Origin of the sequence: Sphaerimonospora sp. CA-214678 (assembly GCF_050942215.1) — a bacterium.
Classification (GTDB): domain Bacteria; phylum Actinomycetota; class Actinomycetes; order Streptosporangiales; family Streptosporangiaceae; genus Sphaerimonospora.
The window spans coordinates 620,346-636,664 of record NZ_CP192056.1 but is presented as its reverse complement, the minus strand read 5'-3'; the positions used below and the strand labels follow the sequence as shown (position 1 = coordinate 636,664).

Sequence of the window (16,319 nt, the reverse complement as noted above, 5' to 3'; positions counted from 1 at the left end):
AAGGAGGAATCCATGCCGTCGGAGCGAGTCGACGCGGCCCGTGGCGGTGACGCCGAAGCATTCGCACTCCTGGTCGAGCCGCTGCGCGGCGAGTTGCACGCCCACTGCTATCGCATGCTGGGCTCGGTGCACGACGCCGAGGACGCCCTGCAGGAAACGTTGGTGCGGGCCTGGCAGGGGCTGGAGCGGTTCGAAGACCGGGGCGGGTCGCTGCGCGCATGGCTGTACATGATCGCCACCAACCGGTGCCTGACCATGCTGGAGCGGCGGCGCCGCCGGGAACTGCCGACCGACCTGAGCCCGGGTTCGACGCCGGTCACAGAGGCCGCCTGGGTCGAGCCGTACCCGCAGAACCGGCTGGGCTGGGTGCGTGAACTGGATCCCGAGACTCAGATCCTGGCCAGGGAGGGCGTGGAGCTGGCCTTCGTCGCGGCATTGCAGCACCTGCCCGCCCGGCAGCGTGCCGTACTGCTGCTGCGGCAGGCGCTCGGGTTCACCGCTCAGGAGACGGCCGGGTTCCTGAACACCTCCGTCGCCGCCGTCAACAGCGCGCTGCAGCGGGCGCGCGCACTGCTCGACAGGCTGCTGCCCGAGGCCACCCAGCAGGCCACGCTGCGTGCCCTGGGCGACCGGGCCGTACGCGATCTCGCTCGGCGCTACGCCGACGCCTGGGAGAGCGGGGATGTGGAGGCGATCGTGGCGATGCTGACCGATGACGTCCGATACTCCATGCCGCCGCTGACCGCCTGGTACCAGGGACAGGCCGCGGTCCGCGCGTTCCTCCTCGACGGACCGCTGCGAGAACGGCGGTGGCGCTTCGTACCGGCGACGGCGAACGGGCAGCCGGCGTTCGGCACCTACCTGTGGGACGACGAGCAGGGAGTGCACCTCCCCGCGGGCCTCGACGTTCTGCGCCTGTGCGGACCGCGGATCGCCGAGGTGGTGTCGTTCCTCACGGCGGACCTGCCCGCCTTCGGCCTGCCGGCGCGGGTTTCCTGAGAACGATGCGGTCCGTGCGATGAGTCGGCGTTCCGCGCCGGGTTATAAGTGTGACCGCCAACGATCAGGAGGCATCCGATGTCCCCCGACCACGCCCTCGCAGACCACGAGAAGACCGTCCCCGCTGCCGGTGACCGGACTTCGGCAGCGGCCGGCGACGACACCGCGATCAGGGAACTGATCGAGCGCTGGGTGCGCGCCGTCGACGCCGGTGACCCGGCCGGGACCGTCGCCGACCACGCCGATGACGTCGTGATGTTCGACGTGCCGCCGCCGGCCGAGGGCGTGCGCGGCCTCGACGCGTACCGGGCCGCCTGGCCAGAGTTTCTGCGGTGGCAAACGCAGGGCGCCCGGTTCGAGCTCACTTCACTGGAGGTGACCGCCGGGGAGGACGTCGCCTTCGCCCATGCCCTGCTGCGCTGCGGCTCGCCCGATGATCTGGCGCGCGACCCGCGAAACCGCCTCCGGCTCACCTTCGGGCTGCGCCGTCAGGACGGGCGTTGGGTCATCGCCCACGAGCACCACTCCTTCCCCCTGGCCGACGGGGACTCCGACTCGGGGTCAGCGGAGGTGCGGGCACTGCACGAGCGCTGGTTCCTCGACACCACTGCCAGGGATCTCGACGCCCTCATGGCGCCCATCGCCGATGACGTCGTCTCCTACGAACACGAGCAGCCGCTGCGGCACGTCGGCGCCGACGCCGTACGGCAGGTGTGCCGGCGCGGCCTGGAGACCTCGGGCGGAGCGGTGACCTGGGACGTACCGGACCTGAGGATCGTCGCCCGGGGAGACCTCGCCGTCGGATGGGGCCTCGACCGAGTCCGCGTCGAGCAGCCGGACGGCAGCACCGTCGAGCACTGGTCCCGCGGCACACGCGTGTTCCAGCGGATCGGCGGCTCGTGGCAGATGGTCCACCAGCACGTCTCCTACCCGTACGACCCGGAAAGCGGCATCGCCCGTACGGACCTGCGGCCGTGACCTCACCACGGCAGAGGCCGCCGCCCGGCTTCACCCGGTCCCGCACCTGGCGGACAACGGGCGAGCGGCGACCGTTCGAGCGGTGGGAGAACCGCGGCCGGGTCGCGAGGTGGCCGAGAGCCCGGCAAGGGTGGCAAAATTAGCCTTTCGCCCGCCGAGTCGTCCGTATCCCCGAAAAAACCGTTTTCGGCGTACGGAGTGAGGGAGGAAGAGCGGGATGGAGTCTACGCGACGGGTTCCCGCTCGGCGCCTGGCCTGGCTACAGGGTGAGCTGGCCCGATGGCAGACCGAGGGCGTCATCGACGAGGGCACGGCACGGCGCATCGCGGCCGGGTATGCCCCCGGCCGGAGGCTCAGCCTGGAGAGGCTGGTACTGCTGCTCGGCGGCGGCTTCCTCGGCGTCGGGCTGATCTGGCTGGTCTCGGCCAACCTCGACCAATTATCACCACTTGTCCGGTTCGCGGGCATCACGGTGATGTGGATCGGCGCGGCCGTCGCCGGCGAAACCCTCCCGCACGAGGGCGGCCGCCAGGCGGCCAGGCTGGTCAACGTGCTCGCCGGGGGAGGGGTGATCTTTCAGGCGGCACAGAGTCTGCAGGTCCCCGCCTACACCTCCGGCCTGCTCGGCGTATGGGCGGGCGGTGCGCTGGCATACGCGTACGCCGCGGCGGCCGCGGGCCCGCTCGTCGTCGCCATAGTGATCACATCGGCGTGGTACGGCTGGCTCATCGGCGAGCAGAGCGACGGCGCCGGTGCGGTCGCCGTCGGCCTGCTCGCCGCCGGTGCGATGGCGTCCGCGGTCGCGCTCCTCCACGACGGCGACCGCCTGCGGGCGAGCGGGCGCAGGCAGGACGGTGAGCGCCTGACCCGGTTCGCCGGGCCGTGGCGGCTGGCCGGGGTGGTTCTGGCGCTGTCCGGGCTGTTCGTCGCCGCCTTTCCCGGCGTGGGCGCGGACGGCCCGTTCGGGTCGCCGGCACTGTGGGCGGGACTGGCCACCGCGGGAACCGCCATCGCCACCGTCTTCCTGGCCCGCAGAGAGGGACGGTGGGAGGCGCTCGCAATCGCGGGCATGATCGGGGTGGCAGTGCTGCTGGTGATATGGACCCCGCGGGGCGACTACGGGTACACCGGCGGGTTCAGCGCCGAGCAGACGGCGCGGGCCGTTGTCGGCACGCTGGTCTACGTGCTTGCCGCCGCCTGGTTCGTCATCGTCGCAGCCCGGCGTGATCTGTCCTACCTCGTCTACCTGGTGATGGCCGCGCTGGTGCTCTTCGTCACCGTGCAGAGCTTCGCCGTCTTCCAACCCCTGCTCACCGGGGCGGCGCTGTTCTTGGTTCTCGGCGTGGTGTTCATCGGCACGGGCTTCCTGGTGAACTACGGCCGCAACCGCCTGATGAAGGCCACCCGATGACCGGCCCGGCCGCCGAGTGCCGGATGGGCGGTTTCGGCCCCGGGATGACCGGGAGGCCCCGATGAACGGTGCCGACCCCACGGCGTCTGGGAAGAGGATCCGATGAACAGCCGAACCGTCTTCTTGTCGCGCCCGGTACTGGTCGCCGCGGCCCTCGTCCTCCAGGCCGTGCTGCTGGCGGTGACGGTGGCCCCGCGGCTGTCGGCGAGGATGACCGGCACGGAGTATCGGCTGGCCGTCGGCCCGGTCGACCCGATCGACCCACTGCGCGGCGCGTACGCCCAGCTGACCTACCCCGGCCTGCCCACACCCCATGGTCAGCGGCCGGGCCGGGTGTACGTCCCACTGGTGCGGGACGGTCACCTGTGGAAGGGATCGGGCATCGTGTGGCAGCGACCCGCGAGCGGCCCTTACATCGCCTGTGAGTCCGCGGGCAACGGGTGGCTGTCGTGCGGCATCGACAGCCTGTTCCTCCCACAGGACAAGGCCGCGCGAGTGCAGGACGAGCTGGTGGGCGACCGTGCGGCGGCCATCGTCAAGATCGACTCCAACGGCAACGCCGCCGTGGTGGGATTGGCGCCCCGCTGAGGGAGAACGCGGGAAATCGGCGACCTCAGAAAGGGCCTGGCGTTCGCCACGATCACCCTTGACGGAAGCAGGAACCGTCTCACCGGAAACGGGTTTGGCCCTCGCGACCGACGCCGGTGTGATCGAACGCCGCAAGTGCTACTCCTGGCCGGTTCGCTGCCGGGTGACGGCCTCGTGCACGTCCCCGAGGAAGCGCTCCACAGTCGCCTGATCCGCGGTGTCGAAGCGTCCCATGACGGCGACGATCTCGTGGATGAGCGGGCCGAAGAAGCTCCATCCGAGCGCTACGGCGCTCTCATCCACTTTCAGCAGCACACGCCGACGGTCACGGGTGTCGCGTTGCCGGCGTACATGACCGAGCCTTTCCAGGCGGTCGATCACAGCGGTGGTGCCCGCGGAGTTGAGGCCGAGGTGCGCCCCCAGCATTCCCGGGGTGGCGGGCGCGCCCGCGCGGGCGGCGTCCAGGAGGCAGATGAGCGCGCGCACATCGGTCGGATGGAGAGCGTGCCGGGCGGCGAACTTCTCCCCGATCCGATCGAGCTCCACGGTGACGGCGCGCAGCAGATGCACCACTCGCATCCCGGCATCCTGTTCGTGCACGTCGTCTACCGCCTTCCCTCCGTGTCGGCCACTGTCACATCATGTAAATATCTCGTTGAGCGAGATATGGCTGGCAAGTTACTGGTGGTGGAGGTGGGGCATGTCCAATGACGGTCACGGTGCGAACGCCGCCTTCCTCGCGGCCTATGACGCGGTCCTGGATCTTTGGCCGGTCCCGGTCGAGCCGATCGACCTGCCGTCGGCGTACGGCACGACGCGGGTGAACGCGTGCGGGCCCGCGGACGGTCCGCCCCTGATCCTTCTGCACGGCGGTGGCACCACCGCAGCGACGTGGTTCGCCAACGTCGCCGATCTCGCGCGCCGGCATCGGGTGTACGCCGTGGACCGCATCGGCGAGCCGGGACGGAGCATCCGGGGCGAACGGCCCCCGCGCGATGTCCCCGACCTACTCGACTGGCTGGACGGGGTGCTCGACGGGCTCGGGATCGAAGACACCACCATATGCGGGCACTCCTACGGCGGATGGATCGCCCTGACCCACGGTCTCCACGCGCCCCGGCGGGTTCGGCGGCTCGTTCTCCTCGATCCGACGCAATGTTTCAAAGGATTCCGGGTCGGATATCTGGCGCGTGCGCTGCCGTCCCTCATACGTCCTTCGGCCTCGCGCGCACGGGCCTTCCTGACGTGGGAGACCGGTGGTGCGGAAACCGACCCCGCCTGGCTACGGCTGTACGGGCTGGCCGCGGAGTTTCCGGATACGAAAGTCGTGATCGGAAAGCGGCCCAGGCCCGAACTGCTGCGCACACTCACGACGCCGACGCTGGTGCTCCTCGCCGGGCGCGGCAGGGCTCACGCCCCTCATCACGTCGCATCCGCCATCGCCCGCACCCTGCCGCACGCGGAAACCGCCGTGCTACCGAACCTCTCTCACCATGCGATGCCATGGCACGAGGCCGCCGATCTCAACACCCGCGTCGTCGACTTTCTCGACAGGACCGCGGCGTGAAAGCGATTCCGTCGCAGCCGAGGAGGACAGCCGGGCGGCCGAGGGCCAGGATCAGTCAGTTGGCGCAGGTCGGGCCTCGCCGGATGTCAGACCGACCAGGCAGGTGACGCCGGTGCCGCTGTGGCCGCGATACCCCATTCGGCACCTTGAACAGGTACCGCCGGTGGTAGCGGTTCTCTTCGGGCAATAATTCGCGCCTAGCGTGGCCTGGAGCGGAAGTCAGCCCAGAGATCGACTGCCTGTTGCAAGTCAAGGGCGGCGACGTCCTCGCGTGACATACCGACGGTGTAGATCAAGCGATCCGCGAGCCAATCCGGCACCGCCTCCCTGGGAGGCGGTTGCTCGACGCGAATGTGATCGGCCAGCGCACCCAGGCGTTCGATGATCTGGCCAAGCTGCACTATCTCCGGACGCCCCGTGCCAGCGGCGCGAACCCTTGCTGTGGCCTCGGCGTAGACCTCACCATCGGCTCTTTCGCCCACAGCCGATACTTCGCAGATCTCGATCGACTTGTCGTCTGTGATGCGGTAGACGATTCGCCAGGTGTTGCGCCCGACCACGAGCTTGCGAAAGCCGGTCAGCTCCCCGCCCAGTGGATAGCCGGCCTCCGGATTTTCTATCAGCAGCAGAATCTTCTTGAGCACCTTCGGCACAGCATCAGGGCCGATCCGCCGCAGGTCATCGATTGCCGGGGCCGTGAAGACGACGTCAGACACGGGCTACTCGTCGTCCGACAGAGCGGCCAGCGACTCCCGCGTATGCCCGAAAGCGGAGAGCACGTCATCCAGCGGGACACGCTCTCCGGTGTCGGTGACCGAGCGTGCGAGCACGAGCGCCAAGTCCCGGAGATCGGCGGCGGCCTCCTCCAACTCTTCCAGGCGACGGATGCTGACGACCGCCGCCACCGGCTGATGCCTACGGGTCACCACCAGATCGGTCCCACGTTCAGCATCGGCGACCAGACGGGCCACCCCACGCTGGGCCGCTTCTGTGACGCTCAACTCGGCAGCTTCATGCAGCACAGTCATACGACTACTGTACAGCAACCTATACAGAACGGGCAGTGCTCGGCCTTACAGCGCAGGCATCCAGGGAAGCTCCTCTGCCCCACGGTCGGCATCGGCATGTCCCCTTTTCACATCACCGCTTCGAAGCACTCCGACTCACGTCGTGGATACATTAAGGGTCTGCTATGCGTCACGGCCGGATGCGTGTCGCCGCGGAGACGATGCTGGCGATCGTGATCTGCTCGCGAGCGTGGATCTGTGCGTAAAGCTTCAAGGCAGCGCCGCGCGCTGGCCAGAGCGTGCCTGCACAATTCCTCCCACCCCCTCGCCGCATCGCTGGTAGCGAAGCGAACGTCCCACTCACCGTCAGGAGGGGGAACGGTGACACGGTCCCCACGCTTGGGACTCATACAGAGGCCTCAACCGGTCCGAAGTCTCCGCTCGTAGGCTTACGCGCGTCCGCGTACTCCGCCGGGTCCGCCTTGATCCGAGCCGTCGCCCGCCAGCCCACGATCACTTCTTCGGACCTGCTGTCCAAGTCCAACTCTGCAGCGTCGGACAGAGCCTCGACCAGCTCGAACGTGAAACTCCGCAGTTCGTCCGTGGTGAGGTGGCGGACCCAGGGGAAGACCTCAGGCATCGCGAAATACCCATTCGGCACCTTGAACAGGTATTGCCGGTGGTAGACCTTCACTTCAGGCAATAGTTTCCCTCAGGCGACTCTCAGTTCAGCCACCGACTGGACCAGACCGCTTCTCTCCAGGCTGACCAGGACATCTTCAGCCACACCCGGCGGGTTCTTCCACGAATCAGCGATCTGCTGAACGCATGCCCAGACAACCTTCTGGTTGAGGTGGACCTGGTCCAGGACGAAGTCGTCCGCGCTTTTGGCCTCCACATCCCAGCAGGAGAGAGAGTCTGCGGGAAAGTCCCTCAAATTGTTTGTAACGATCACTTGTGCCCGGGCACGAATCGCAGCAGCAAGTACGTGGCGATCATTACTGTCAGGCAACTTGAGGCTGTCGATCAGGGGCTCATAGCCAGTGACCAGACAGTCACGCACTGCCTTCACCATCAAAGACCGTGTGCGCTGAAGAGTTTCCACTTGGATGTCGGGACGTCTCCCGCTGATCGCGTCGAACACCTCATCCAAGATTCGGTTCGTCCACTTCGCTTGCACCAAGCCCGCTTGCGCGATCCTTATCAGGAGATCACGCAGCGTACTCGGATAAAGGACGCAAGCATCGTAAACCACGACGAAGGCCACCTCAGTCGAAACCCAACTCTTGAGTCATAGCCGAAAGCTCGTCTGCGGCCTCACGACGCCGCTGGTCATCTTTGCGCTTGTAGTCCATGAGCGATTCCGCTCTGATCCGCCTGTGAGTTCCCACCAAGCGGTACTCGATCTCTCCGGCATCAAGAAGCCCTATGAGGTAGGGCCGTGACACGTTGAGCAGATCAGCCGCTTCCTGAGTCGTCAGTTCCGCATGAGCCGGCACCACCGACACTCCACGACCGGCGGCCATGTGAGCCAGAATCGTCGCCAGCAGCTCGACTGCCGCGCGCGGCAGTACCAACTCCTCCCGCGTCTCCTCCACTTCTACGTTGATCTGCGCTGGACTCTCACCATGGCGACGCAGGTAGCCGCGAACCTGAGGAAGAGCGCCGCGAGCCGCCACCGCATCTCTTGAGCTGGGCTGGATTGAAGCAACTGACATACCAGGCACCTCCTTCCTGCAGTATCGGCCGTAATCGCAATAAACGCAACAGCGCTACGTGATCGTCCAGACACGCTTCGAGGGCGAGCGGTTACCTCGGACCTGCTCGGCACCGTCACCGCCGCCGAGTCGGCCGGCTTCGACCTGGTCTACGCCTCCGCCAGCGACCTGGCCGAATGGGACGAATACGAGTGGTCCTGGACAGGGACGACGCTGGGCTGGGCTAACGAGCATCCCGGCCCGGACGCCGACACTGCTCGCACGGCAGCTCTGGAGCACCGCGACGTGTGGCTGCACGGTTACCGGGGTTTCGTCACGCTGCTACTCCAACGAACGAGCTGACCTGTCACCTCTAAATCAGCCCGGAGATCAAGCTTCGCCGGTGGTCAGGCCGACGGGGCAGGCGACGCCGGTGCTGCTGAGGCCGCAGTAGCCGTTCGGCACCTTGAACAGGTATTGCTGGTGATAATCCTCCGCAAAGTAGAACTCACGGGCGGGGGCGATCTCGGTGGTGATCGGTCCGTACCCGGCCTTGGTCAGCACCTCCTGGTATGCCTCCTTCGAGGCGAGTGCGGACTTCTCCTGTCGCGGCCCGTGCGTGTAGACGGCCGATCGGTACTGCGTCCCGACGTCGTTGCCCTGCCGCATGCCCTGCGTGGGGTCGTGGGCCTCCCAGAACACCTTGAGGAGTTCCTCGTACGACACCGTCGCCGGGTCGAAGACCACGCGGACGACCTCGGCGTGTCCGGTCATCCCGGTGCACACCTCCTCGTACGTCGGGTTAGTGGTGTATCCGCCCGCGTACCCGACGGCCGTCGAGACGACGCCCGGCGTCTGCCAGAACTTGCGCTCCGCGCCCCAGAAGCACCCCAGACCGAACTCCGCGATCTCCGTCCCGTCCGGGTACGGCGGAGCGAGCGGCGCGTCCAGGATCTGGTGCCGGACCGCCACCGGCATGACCTCACCGCGGCCCGGCAGCGCGTCCGCGGGGTCTACCATCGTCGTCTTGTCCCTGCCGAAGAGCCAGCCCATCGTCAAAACCTCCCACCGCTCCCAACCACACCCGGCACGACCTTGTTCCTCCCCTTAGCAACCCTAAACCCGGACCCAAGGGATACTTATTTGTCACTAATCCCGGTAAGGAGCGAAGATAGGGTTCATGCCTGAAAGCCGCCGGGGTGTCCTCTACGGCATCGCCGCCTACTCCATATGGGGCCTCTTCCCCCTTTACTGGCCGCTGCTCAAGCCGGCGGGTGCCGTAGAGATCCTCGCCCACCGGATGGTGTGGTCCCTCGCCGTCGTCGTCGCGATTCTGGCCGCCCGGCGCCACTGGTCCTGGTTCCGTTCGCTGACCCGCCGCCAGTTCCTCCTCCTCACCGTCGCGGCCGTCACGATCGCGCTCAACTGGGGCGTCTACATCTACGCGGTCAACTCCGGCCACGTCATCGAAAGCGCACTGGGCTACTTCATCAATCCCCTGGTCACCGTGCTCTTCGGCGTCGTCATCTTCCGTGAGCGGCTGCGCACACTGCAGTGGGCCGCCGTCGGGCTCGGCGGACTGGCCGTCATCGTCCTCACCCTGGACTACGGCCGCCCCCCGTGGATCGCGCTGATCCTCGCGACCAGCTTCGGCGCGTACGGCCTGTTCAAGAAGGCGGCCCAGGTCGGCAGCGCGGAGAGCCTCACGATCGAGACGCTGGTGCTCCTGGTGCCGGCGCTCACCTATCTGATCGTCATCGAGGGGAACGGCACCGGCGCGTTCGGCCACCAGGGCGCGGGACACACGCTGCTGCTGGCCACCACCGGCATCGTCACCGCGATACCGCTGATGTGCTTCAACGGCGCGGCCATCCGCGTCCCGCTCTCGACGATCGGGCTCCTGCAGTACATCACCCCGACCATGCAGTTCCTGTGCGGCGTGCTGGTGGCCCGCGAGGTCATGCCGCCGAGCAGATGGGTCGGCTTCGTCATCGTGTGGCTCGCGCTGTGCGTCTTCACCTGGGACAGCCTCCGTGCCGTACGGATCTCCAGGCGGGCCGACCGTACGGCTCCCGCGCTGGAAACCGTCTGAGCGAGGGCGGCGATCAGCCGGTGCGCTCGACCACGTAGTCGCACAGGGCGATCAGCGCCGTCCTGGCCGGAATGTCCGGCAGGGTGGACAACGCGGTCTTCGCCCGGTCCGACCAGCGGAGCAGCTCCTCGCGTGCCCGGGTCATCGCCACATGGGCGCGCAGCAGGCTCAGCGCCTCCGCCAGGTCCTCCTCGGCCACGGGACCGGACAGCAGCTCGCGCAGCCGTGCGTCCGCCGGGTCGGCCGACGCGAGCGCGTGGAGCACCGGAAGCGTGCGTACGCCCTCGCGCAGATCGGTGCCCGGCGTCTTGCCCGAATCCGACGAGGCCACGTCGATCAGGTCGTCGCCGAGCTGCCAGGCGACGCCGATGGCCTCGCACGCCTCGGTGACACGATCGGCCACCTCGACCGGCGCACCCGAGAGCATTGCGCCGAAACGGCCGGAGGTGGCGATGAGCGAGCCGGTCTTGTCGGCGAGCACGCGGATGTAGTGGGTGATGTCGTCGATGCCCTCGGCCGGTCCGACCGTCTCCCTGATCTGGCCCCTGACGAGGCGGGAGAACGTACGGGCCTGGACCCGGATCATCTCGCTGCCGAGGTCGGCGAGGATCTCGGACGCCTGGGCGAAGAGATAGTCACCGGTGAGGATCGCCACGGTGTTGTCCCACCGGGCGTTGGCGGACGGCGAACCGCGTCGCACGCGGGCCTCGTCCATCACGTCGTCGTGATAGAGCGTCGCCAGATGGGTCAACTCGATGACGACGGCCCCGGGCACGATGCCCGGGGCCCCAGGGTTGCCGAACTGGGCGGCGAGCAGGACGAGCATCGCCCGGAACCGCTTGCCGCCCGCCTCGATCAAATGCCTGGACGCCTCCGTGATGAAGGCGTCCTCGCTCTCGACGGACGACCGGAGTAGTTTCTCAACCGACTCCAGACCGTTCGCCAGGTCCTCGGCCAGCCGCTCATCTACAACGGGGATGTCCACAACGGGCGGCGCAGCCATACCGAAAGCTCCTAACGTACGAACAACGACTGAGCAGCGGAGTGCGCCAGGTCCAGCACCGGCTGCGGGAAGACCCCGAGCACTACGGTAGCCAATGCCGCGAGACCGACCACAGCCGCCGTGCCGCGCGAAGGCAGCACCACGGAGGGGCCGTCAGCCGCCGGATCGCTGAAGAACATGAGCACGATCACACGGACGTAGAAGAACGCGGCCACGGCCGAGGCCACCGCGCCGATGATGACCAGCGACAGCGCGCCTCCGGTGATCGCCGCCTGGAAGATCACGTACTTGCCGAAGAAACCGCTGGTCAACGGAATTCCGGCGAAGGCGAGCAGGAAGAAGGTGAACACCCCGGCGAGCAGCGGCGAGCGCTTGCCCAGCCCGGCCCAGCGGGACAGGTGCCAGGCCTCGCCGCCGGGGTCGCGCACCATGGTGACCACCGCGAAGGCGCCGACAATGGTGAAGCCGTACGCCACCAGGTAGAACAGGATCCCCGACAGGGCCGAGGTGTTCTGGGCCTGGGCGCTGCCGGTGGCGATCACACCGATGAGCAGGAAACCGCTGTGCGAGATCGACGAGTAGGCCAGCATCCGCTTGATGTCGGTCTGGGTGATCGCGAGGATCGCGCCGACCAGCATCGTGAGAGCCGCCACACCGTAGAAGACCGGCCGCCAGTCCCAGTCCAGGCCGCCGAGGGCGACCCAGAAGACCCGCACCAGCGCGCCGAAGGCGGCGATCAGCGTGCCCGACGCCATGAGCGCGGTGATCGGGGTGGGCGCACCCTGGTAGACGTCGGGCTTCCAGGCCTGGAACGGCGCCCCACCGATCTTGAACAGCAGGCCGACGCTGATCATCGCGCCGCCGAGGTAGAGCAGCATGTCCTGGCCGCCGACCGTGCCCAGGGTGGCGCCGATCTTCGCCAGGTCGAGCGAGTTGGCGTAGCCGTAGATCATGGCCGTGCCGTACAGGAAGAAGGCGGAGGAGAATGCGCCCAGCAGGAAGTACTTCATCGCGGCCTCCTGCGAGAGCAGGCGGCGACGGCGCGCCAGACCGCACAGCAGGTACAGCGGCAGCGACATGACTTCGAGGGCCACGAACGCGATGAGCAGGTCGTTGGCTGCCGGGAACAGCATCATGCCGCCGACGGCGAACAGCACGAGCGGGTAGACCTCGGTGTGGGCCGCCCCCTCGTACAGCGCCTGCTCCTCCTCGGCCGAGCCGGGTACGGCGGCGGCCGCGCCGACGAATTGCCCCTCGTCATTGATGAGCAGCACGCTGACGAACCCCAGCACCAGGATGGTGCCCCAGATGAACATCGCCGGACCGTCGACCGCGATGGCGCCCATAGCGGCGGCCTTGGTCGGCACGCCCTGGATCCACTGCCAGACGATCAGCCCGAAAGAGATCAGCAGCGACAGCAGCGTGATCGGCAGATGGATCGCCGAACGCAGGTAGCGCGGGGCGAACGCCTCGACCAGCACGCCCGCGATCGCCGCGCCGAAGACGACGAGCAGCGGCGCCAGCATGCCGTACTCGATTGTCGGCGCTGGAATGGTGCCGTTCACTTGGCCTCCTTGACACCGTGTGCGGCAGCGGCCTGATCAGCGGTGACCGAGACGCTGGACAGCGTGTCCTTCACCGCCGGATTGATGACGTCGAGCAGCGGCTTGGGGTAGAAGCCGAAGACGAGCAGCAGCGCGACCAGCGGCGCCACGACCCACTTCTCCCGCGCGTTGAGGTCGGGCAGGGTCTTGACGGACTCCGCCGTCGGCCCGTTCATCGTCCGCTGGTACATCCACAGGATGTAGATGGCGGCCAGGATGACGCCGATCGTGGCGATCGCGGCGGCCGGGACGTGCAGCCGGAACGCGCCGGACAGCACCATGAACTCGCTCACGAACGTGCTGAGCCCCGGCAGCGAGAGGCTGGACAGACCCGCCACGAGGAACGTCCCCGCGAGGATCGGGGCGACCTTCTGCACGCCGCCGTAGTCCGCGATGAACTGCGAGCCGCGACGGTAGATGAGGAAGCCGACGATCAGGAACAGCGCGCCCGTCGAGAAGCCGTGGTTGACCATGTAGAGCGTGGCGCCGGCGCCGGCGTCCTGCGCCCCGGGGTTGCCCTTGGTCATCGCGAACACGCCCAGGGTGATCACCCCGAAGTGCGAGACCGAGGTATAGGCGATGAGCCGCATCATGTCGGTCTGCCCGATGGCCACGATCGCGCCGTAGATCACTCCGATCACCGCCAGCACGATCACCAGCGGCGTGAAGTACGCCGATGCGTCGGGGAACAGCTGCAGGCAGAAGCGCAGCATGCCGAAGGTGCCGACCTTGTCGAGCACGCCGACCAGCAGTACGGCGGCGCCCGCGGGAGCCTGGGCGGCCGCGTCGGGCAGCCAGGTGTGGAACGGCCACAGCGGAGCCTTGATCGCGAACGCGATGAAGAAGCCGAGGAACAGCCACTTCTGCGTGTTCACGTCCTGGACGGTGCCGATCAGGTCGGAGAGCATGAACGTGTTCTTGCCGGCGATCGAGTAGAGCGCGATCACCGCGACCAGCATCAGCAGCCCGCCGAACAGCGAGTACAGCAGGAACTTGACCGCGGCGTACGATCGCTGCGCCCCGCCGTACGACCCGATCATGAAGTACATCGGGATCAGCATGGCCTCGAAGAGGACGTAGAAGAGGAAGACGTCGGTCGCGGCGAAGACGCCGATCATCATGGCTTCGAGCACGAGGATCAGCGAGAAGTACGTCCGGACCGAGCGCTTGCCCTTCTCGGCGTCATGCCATGAGGCCAGCACCACGATCGGCACCAGGATCACCGACAGCAGGATCAGCACGAGTGCGATGCCGTCGACGGCCAGGCTGTAGTTGATCCCGAACGCCGGGATCCAGCTGTGGTTCTCCTGGAACTGCCATTGGTCGCCGTTCGGGCTGAACTGCACCGCCATGGTGACGGTCAGCGCCAGAACGATGAGCGAGACCAGCAGGGTGAACTGCTTGGCGAGCTTGTCGTTCCGGATCAGGGTCACACCCAGCGCGCCCAGTACGGACACGCCCATCAGGGTTGAAAGCCAGGGCATCACAGGTTCCCTACGACGAACCAGGCACCGACCAGGACGGCGGCGCCGACGAATATCGACAGCGCGTACGAGCGGACGAATCCGGTCTGGATCCTGCGCACCCGGCCCGACGTGCCGCCGATGAACGCGGCGAGCCCGTTGACCACGCCGTCCACCCCGCGATTGTCGAAGAACACCGCCAGCCGCGTCAGCCACTGGCCGGGCCGCATGAACAGCGCCTCGTTCAGCGCGTCGCCGTACAGGTCACGGCGGGCGAACGTGGTGAGGAACGAGCCGCGCGGGGCGGTCGCCGGCACCTCGGCGGCGCCGTACCGCATCCAGGCGAACACCGCGCCGACCGCGACCAGCGCGATCGTCGTGAGCCCGGGCACGCTGAACGGATCGAAGGCGGGCAGGTGCTCCGGCGCCCCGACAGCGGGCGACAGGAAGATCATGAACCGGTTGCCCAGGATAAGGAACGCGCCCAGGGCGATCGAGCCGATCGACAGCAGGATCAGCGGCCAGGTCATCACGGCCGGCGACTCGTGCGGGTGAGCCTTGGCGTCCCACCTCTTCTTCCCGAAGAAGGTCATGAACACCAGACGGGACATGTAGAAGCCGGTGATGCCTGCGCCGAGCACGGCCAGCCAGCCGAGGACCGCGCTGTACTCCATCGCGGTCTCGATGATGCCGTCCTTGGTGAAGTAGCCGGACAGCAGCGGGAACCCGATGATCGCCAGGTAGCCGATGAGGAAGGTCGCGAACGTGATCGGCATGACCGTACGCAGGCCGCCGTACTTCCGCATGTCGACCTCGTCGTTCATGGCGTGCATGATCGATCCGGCGCCGAGGAACAGGTTGGCCTTGAAGAAGCCGTGCGTGATCAGGTGCGCGATGGCGAAGGCGTACCCGGCCGGGCCGATACCCGCCGCGAGCACCATGTAGCCGATCTGCGACATCGTCGACCCGGCGAGGGCCTTCTTGATGTCGTCCTTGGCGGTACCGATGATCGCACCGGCGAGCAGGGTGGCCACACCGACGATCGTCACGACGAGCTGGGCGGTCCCGGTGCCCTCGAAGATCGGGCCGGACCTGACGATCAGGTAGACGCCGGCGGTGACCATGGTCGCGGCGTGGATGAGGGCCGAGACCGGGGTCGGGCCCTCCATCGCGTCCAGAAGCCACGCCTGCAGCGGAAGCTGCGCCGACTTGCCGCACGCGCCGACCAGCAGCAGCAGGCCGATCGCGGTCAGCGTGCCCTGCGAGGCGTCGCCCACCCGGTCGAGCACCCCGCTGAAGGTCAGTGAGTGGAACGTCGCGAAGATCGCGAACATCGCGATCAGCAGACCGACGTCGCCGACCCGGTTGACGACGAAGGCCTTCTTGGCCGCGGTGGCCGCCGAGGGCTTGTGCTGCCAGAACCCGATCAGCAGGTACGACGCCAGGCCCACGCCCTCCCAGCCGACGAACAGGACCAGGTAGTTGTCGGCCAGCACCAGCAGCAGCATCGCCGCCACGAACAGGTTCAGGTAGGCGAAGAAACGCCGCCTGGCCGGGTCGTGCGCCATGTAGCCGATCGAGTAGATGTGGATCAGCGAGCCGACACCGGTGATCAGCAGGCAGAACGAGATCGACAACGGGTCGACCAGCAGGCCCACGTTGTCGACGAGGCCGGGGATGAACTCGAACAGCGTGACCCCGCGGCGGCGCTCACCCGGTGCGAAGCCCAGCAGCTGGACGAAGACCAGTGCGGCGACCACGAAGGACGCGACGGCCATGAGGACGCCCAGCAGGTGGCCGAACTTGTCGGTCCTGCGTCCGCCCAGCAGGAGGACGGCCGCTCCCACCAGGGGCAGGGCGATCATCAGCCAGGCGACGCCGATCGCCCCCCCGGAGTGCTGGGCGATCGA

17 protein-coding genes are annotated in these 16,319 nt (G+C 67.5%); 6 read left to right on the top strand and 11 right to left on the bottom strand.

All coding sequences use genetic code 11. From position 1 onward, the window contains the following. Positions 1-12 precede the first annotated feature (12 nt). From ACQP1K_RS02950 to ACQP1K_RS02935, 4 genes are all read left to right on the top strand, one after another. A complete protein-coding gene (locus tag ACQP1K_RS02950) occupies positions 13-999 on the top strand; it encodes a sigma-70 family RNA polymerase sigma factor (protein WP_433499328.1) in 987 nt (328 codons plus the stop codon). A 78-nt stretch (positions 1,000-1,077) separates the two neighbouring features. Beyond that, positions 1,078-1,977, top strand: a complete 900-nt coding sequence (locus ACQP1K_RS02945; RefSeq protein WP_433499327.1) for a YybH family protein — start codon at positions 1,078-1,080, stop codon at positions 1,975-1,977. Between the two features lie 217 nt (positions 1,978-2,194). Beyond that, entirely contained in the window at positions 2,195-3,388 is a 1,194-nt protein-coding gene (locus tag ACQP1K_RS02940; protein ID WP_433499326.1) for a DUF2157 domain-containing protein, read from the top strand. Between the two features lie 102 nt (positions 3,389-3,490). Next, entirely contained in the window at positions 3,491-3,976 is a 486-nt protein-coding gene (locus tag ACQP1K_RS02935; protein WP_433499325.1) for a GDYXXLXY domain-containing protein, read from the top strand. A gap of 138 nt (positions 3,977-4,114) precedes the next feature. Here ACQP1K_RS02935 and ACQP1K_RS02930 read toward each other — a convergent pair whose 3' ends face one another. Then, positions 4,115-4,576: a MarR family winged helix-turn-helix transcriptional regulator gene (locus ACQP1K_RS02930; protein ID WP_433499324.1), complete on the bottom strand. Its 462-nt coding sequence runs from the start codon at positions 4,574-4,576 to the stop codon at positions 4,115-4,117. 100 nt (positions 4,577-4,676) lie between these two features. On the opposite strand from ACQP1K_RS02930, the gene ACQP1K_RS02925 reads away from it, so the two are divergent. Then, on the top strand, positions 4,677-5,543 hold the full coding sequence (locus ACQP1K_RS02925) for an alpha/beta fold hydrolase (protein ID WP_433499323.1): 867 nt from the start codon (positions 4,677-4,679) through the stop codon (positions 5,541-5,543). Positions 5,544-5,740: 197 nt separating this feature from the next. Here the strand turns inward: ACQP1K_RS02925 and ACQP1K_RS02920 are convergent, their stop codons facing one another. The 6 genes from ACQP1K_RS02920 to msrA form a co-directional block, all read right to left on the bottom strand. Further along, a complete protein-coding gene (locus ACQP1K_RS02920; RefSeq protein ID WP_433499322.1) occupies positions 5,741-6,259 on the bottom strand; it encodes a type II toxin-antitoxin system RelE family toxin in 519 nt (172 codons plus the stop codon). 3 nt (positions 6,260-6,262) lie between these two features. Beyond that, positions 6,263-6,571, bottom strand: a complete 309-nt coding sequence (locus tag ACQP1K_RS02915; RefSeq protein ID WP_433499321.1) for a type II toxin-antitoxin system prevent-host-death family antitoxin — start codon at positions 6,569-6,571, stop codon at positions 6,263-6,265. Positions 6,572-6,956: 385 nt separating this feature from the next. After that, positions 6,957-7,244 carry a hypothetical protein gene (locus ACQP1K_RS02910; RefSeq protein WP_433499320.1) on the bottom strand — a complete coding sequence of 96 codons (288 nt, stop codon included), beginning with the start codon at positions 7,242-7,244 and terminating at the stop codon, positions 6,957-6,959. 18 nt (positions 7,245-7,262) lie between these two features. After that, positions 7,263-7,817: a PIN domain-containing protein gene (locus tag ACQP1K_RS02905; RefSeq protein ID WP_433499319.1), complete on the bottom strand. Its 555-nt coding sequence runs from the start codon at positions 7,815-7,817 to the stop codon at positions 7,263-7,265. Position 7,818: 1 nt separating this feature from the next. Continuing rightward, positions 7,819-8,268, bottom strand: a complete 450-nt coding sequence (locus ACQP1K_RS02900; protein ID WP_433499318.1) for an excisionase family DNA-binding protein — start codon at positions 8,266-8,268, stop codon at positions 7,819-7,821. A gap of 369 nt (positions 8,269-8,637) precedes the next feature. Beyond that, complete coding sequence (gene msrA, locus ACQP1K_RS02895; RefSeq protein ID WP_433499317.1) at positions 8,638-9,300, bottom strand: peptide-methionine (S)-S-oxide reductase MsrA; 663 nt, start codon at positions 9,298-9,300, stop codon at positions 8,638-8,640. Positions 9,301-9,427: 127 nt separating this feature from the next. Here msrA and rarD point away from each other — a divergent pair, with 127 nt between their 5' ends. Then, complete coding sequence (gene rarD, locus ACQP1K_RS02890) at positions 9,428-10,339, top strand: EamA family transporter RarD (protein WP_433499316.1); 912 nt, start codon at positions 9,428-9,430, stop codon at positions 10,337-10,339. Positions 10,340-10,352: 13 nt separating this feature from the next. Here rarD and ACQP1K_RS02885 read toward each other — a convergent pair whose 3' ends face one another. The 4 genes from ACQP1K_RS02885 to nuoL are packed head-to-tail and all read right to left on the bottom strand — an operon-like array spanning position 10,353 to position 16,274. Then, the gene (locus tag ACQP1K_RS02885; RefSeq protein WP_433499315.1) at positions 10,353-11,342 is read right to left on the bottom strand and encodes a polyprenyl synthetase family protein; all 990 of its coding nucleotides are present in this window, start codon (positions 11,340-11,342) and stop codon (positions 10,353-10,355) included. 11 nt (positions 11,343-11,353) lie between these two features. Beyond that, on the bottom strand, positions 11,354-12,868 hold the full coding sequence (gene nuoN / locus ACQP1K_RS02880; protein WP_433501467.1) for an NADH-quinone oxidoreductase subunit NuoN: 1,515 nt from the start codon (positions 12,866-12,868) through the stop codon (positions 11,354-11,356). Positions 12,869-12,903: 35 nt separating this feature from the next. Then, on the bottom strand, positions 12,904-14,430 hold the full coding sequence (locus tag ACQP1K_RS02875) for an NADH-quinone oxidoreductase subunit M (protein ID WP_433499314.1): 1,527 nt from the start codon (positions 14,428-14,430) through the stop codon (positions 12,904-12,906). Beyond that, positions 14,430-16,274, bottom strand: a complete 1,845-nt coding sequence (gene nuoL, locus ACQP1K_RS02870; RefSeq protein ID WP_433501466.1) for an NADH-quinone oxidoreductase subunit L — start codon at positions 16,272-16,274, stop codon at positions 14,430-14,432. Before nuoL ends, ACQP1K_RS02875 begins: the two co-directional genes overlap by 1 nt. Between the last annotated feature and the right edge of the window lie 45 nt (positions 16,275-16,319).

What these genes read in the sequence shown, in the direction of transcription:
- ACQP1K_RS02935 (WP_433499325.1), top strand. Translation starts at nt 3,491, where the DNA reads ATGAACAGCCGAACCGTCTTCTTGTCGCGCCCGGTACTGGTCGCCGCG.
- ACQP1K_RS02915 (WP_433499321.1), bottom strand. Translation starts at nt 6,571, where the DNA reads ATGACTGTGCTGCATGAAGCTGCCGAGTTGAGCGTCACAGAAGCGGCC.
- ACQP1K_RS02875 (WP_433499314.1), bottom strand. Translation starts at nt 14,430, where the DNA reads ATGCCCTGGCTTTCAACCCTGATGGGCGTGTCCGTACTGGGCGCGCTG.
- ACQP1K_RS02945 (WP_433499327.1), top strand. Translation starts at nt 1,078, where the DNA reads ATGTCCCCCGACCACGCCCTCGCAGACCACGAGAAGACCGTCCCCGCT.
- ACQP1K_RS02900 (WP_433499318.1), bottom strand. Translation starts at nt 8,268, where the DNA reads ATGTCAGTTGCTTCAATCCAGCCCAGCTCAAGAGATGCGGTGGCGGCT.
- ACQP1K_RS02940 (WP_433499326.1), top strand. Translation starts at nt 2,195, where the DNA reads ATGGAGTCTACGCGACGGGTTCCCGCTCGGCGCCTGGCCTGGCTACAG.
- nuoL (WP_433501466.1), bottom strand. Translation starts at nt 16,274, where the DNA reads ATGATCGCCCTGCCCCTGGTGGGAGCGGCCGTCCTCCTGCTGGGCGGA.
- ACQP1K_RS02950 (WP_433499328.1), top strand. Translation starts at nt 13, where the DNA reads ATGCCGTCGGAGCGAGTCGACGCGGCCCGTGGCGGTGACGCCGAAGCA.
- msrA (WP_433499317.1), bottom strand. Translation starts at nt 9,300, where the DNA reads ATGGGCTGGCTCTTCGGCAGGGACAAGACGACGATGGTAGACCCCGCG.
- ACQP1K_RS02925 (WP_433499323.1), top strand. Translation starts at nt 4,677, where the DNA reads ATGTCCAATGACGGTCACGGTGCGAACGCCGCCTTCCTCGCGGCCTAT.
- ACQP1K_RS02885 (WP_433499315.1), bottom strand. Translation starts at nt 11,342, where the DNA reads ATGGCTGCGCCGCCCGTTGTGGACATCCCCGTTGTAGATGAGCGGCTG.
- nuoN (WP_433501467.1), bottom strand. Translation starts at nt 12,868, where the DNA reads ATGCTGGCGCCGCTGCTCGTCGTCTTCGGCGCGGCGATCGCGGGCGTG.
- rarD (WP_433499316.1), top strand. Translation starts at nt 9,428, where the DNA reads ATGCCTGAAAGCCGCCGGGGTGTCCTCTACGGCATCGCCGCCTACTCC.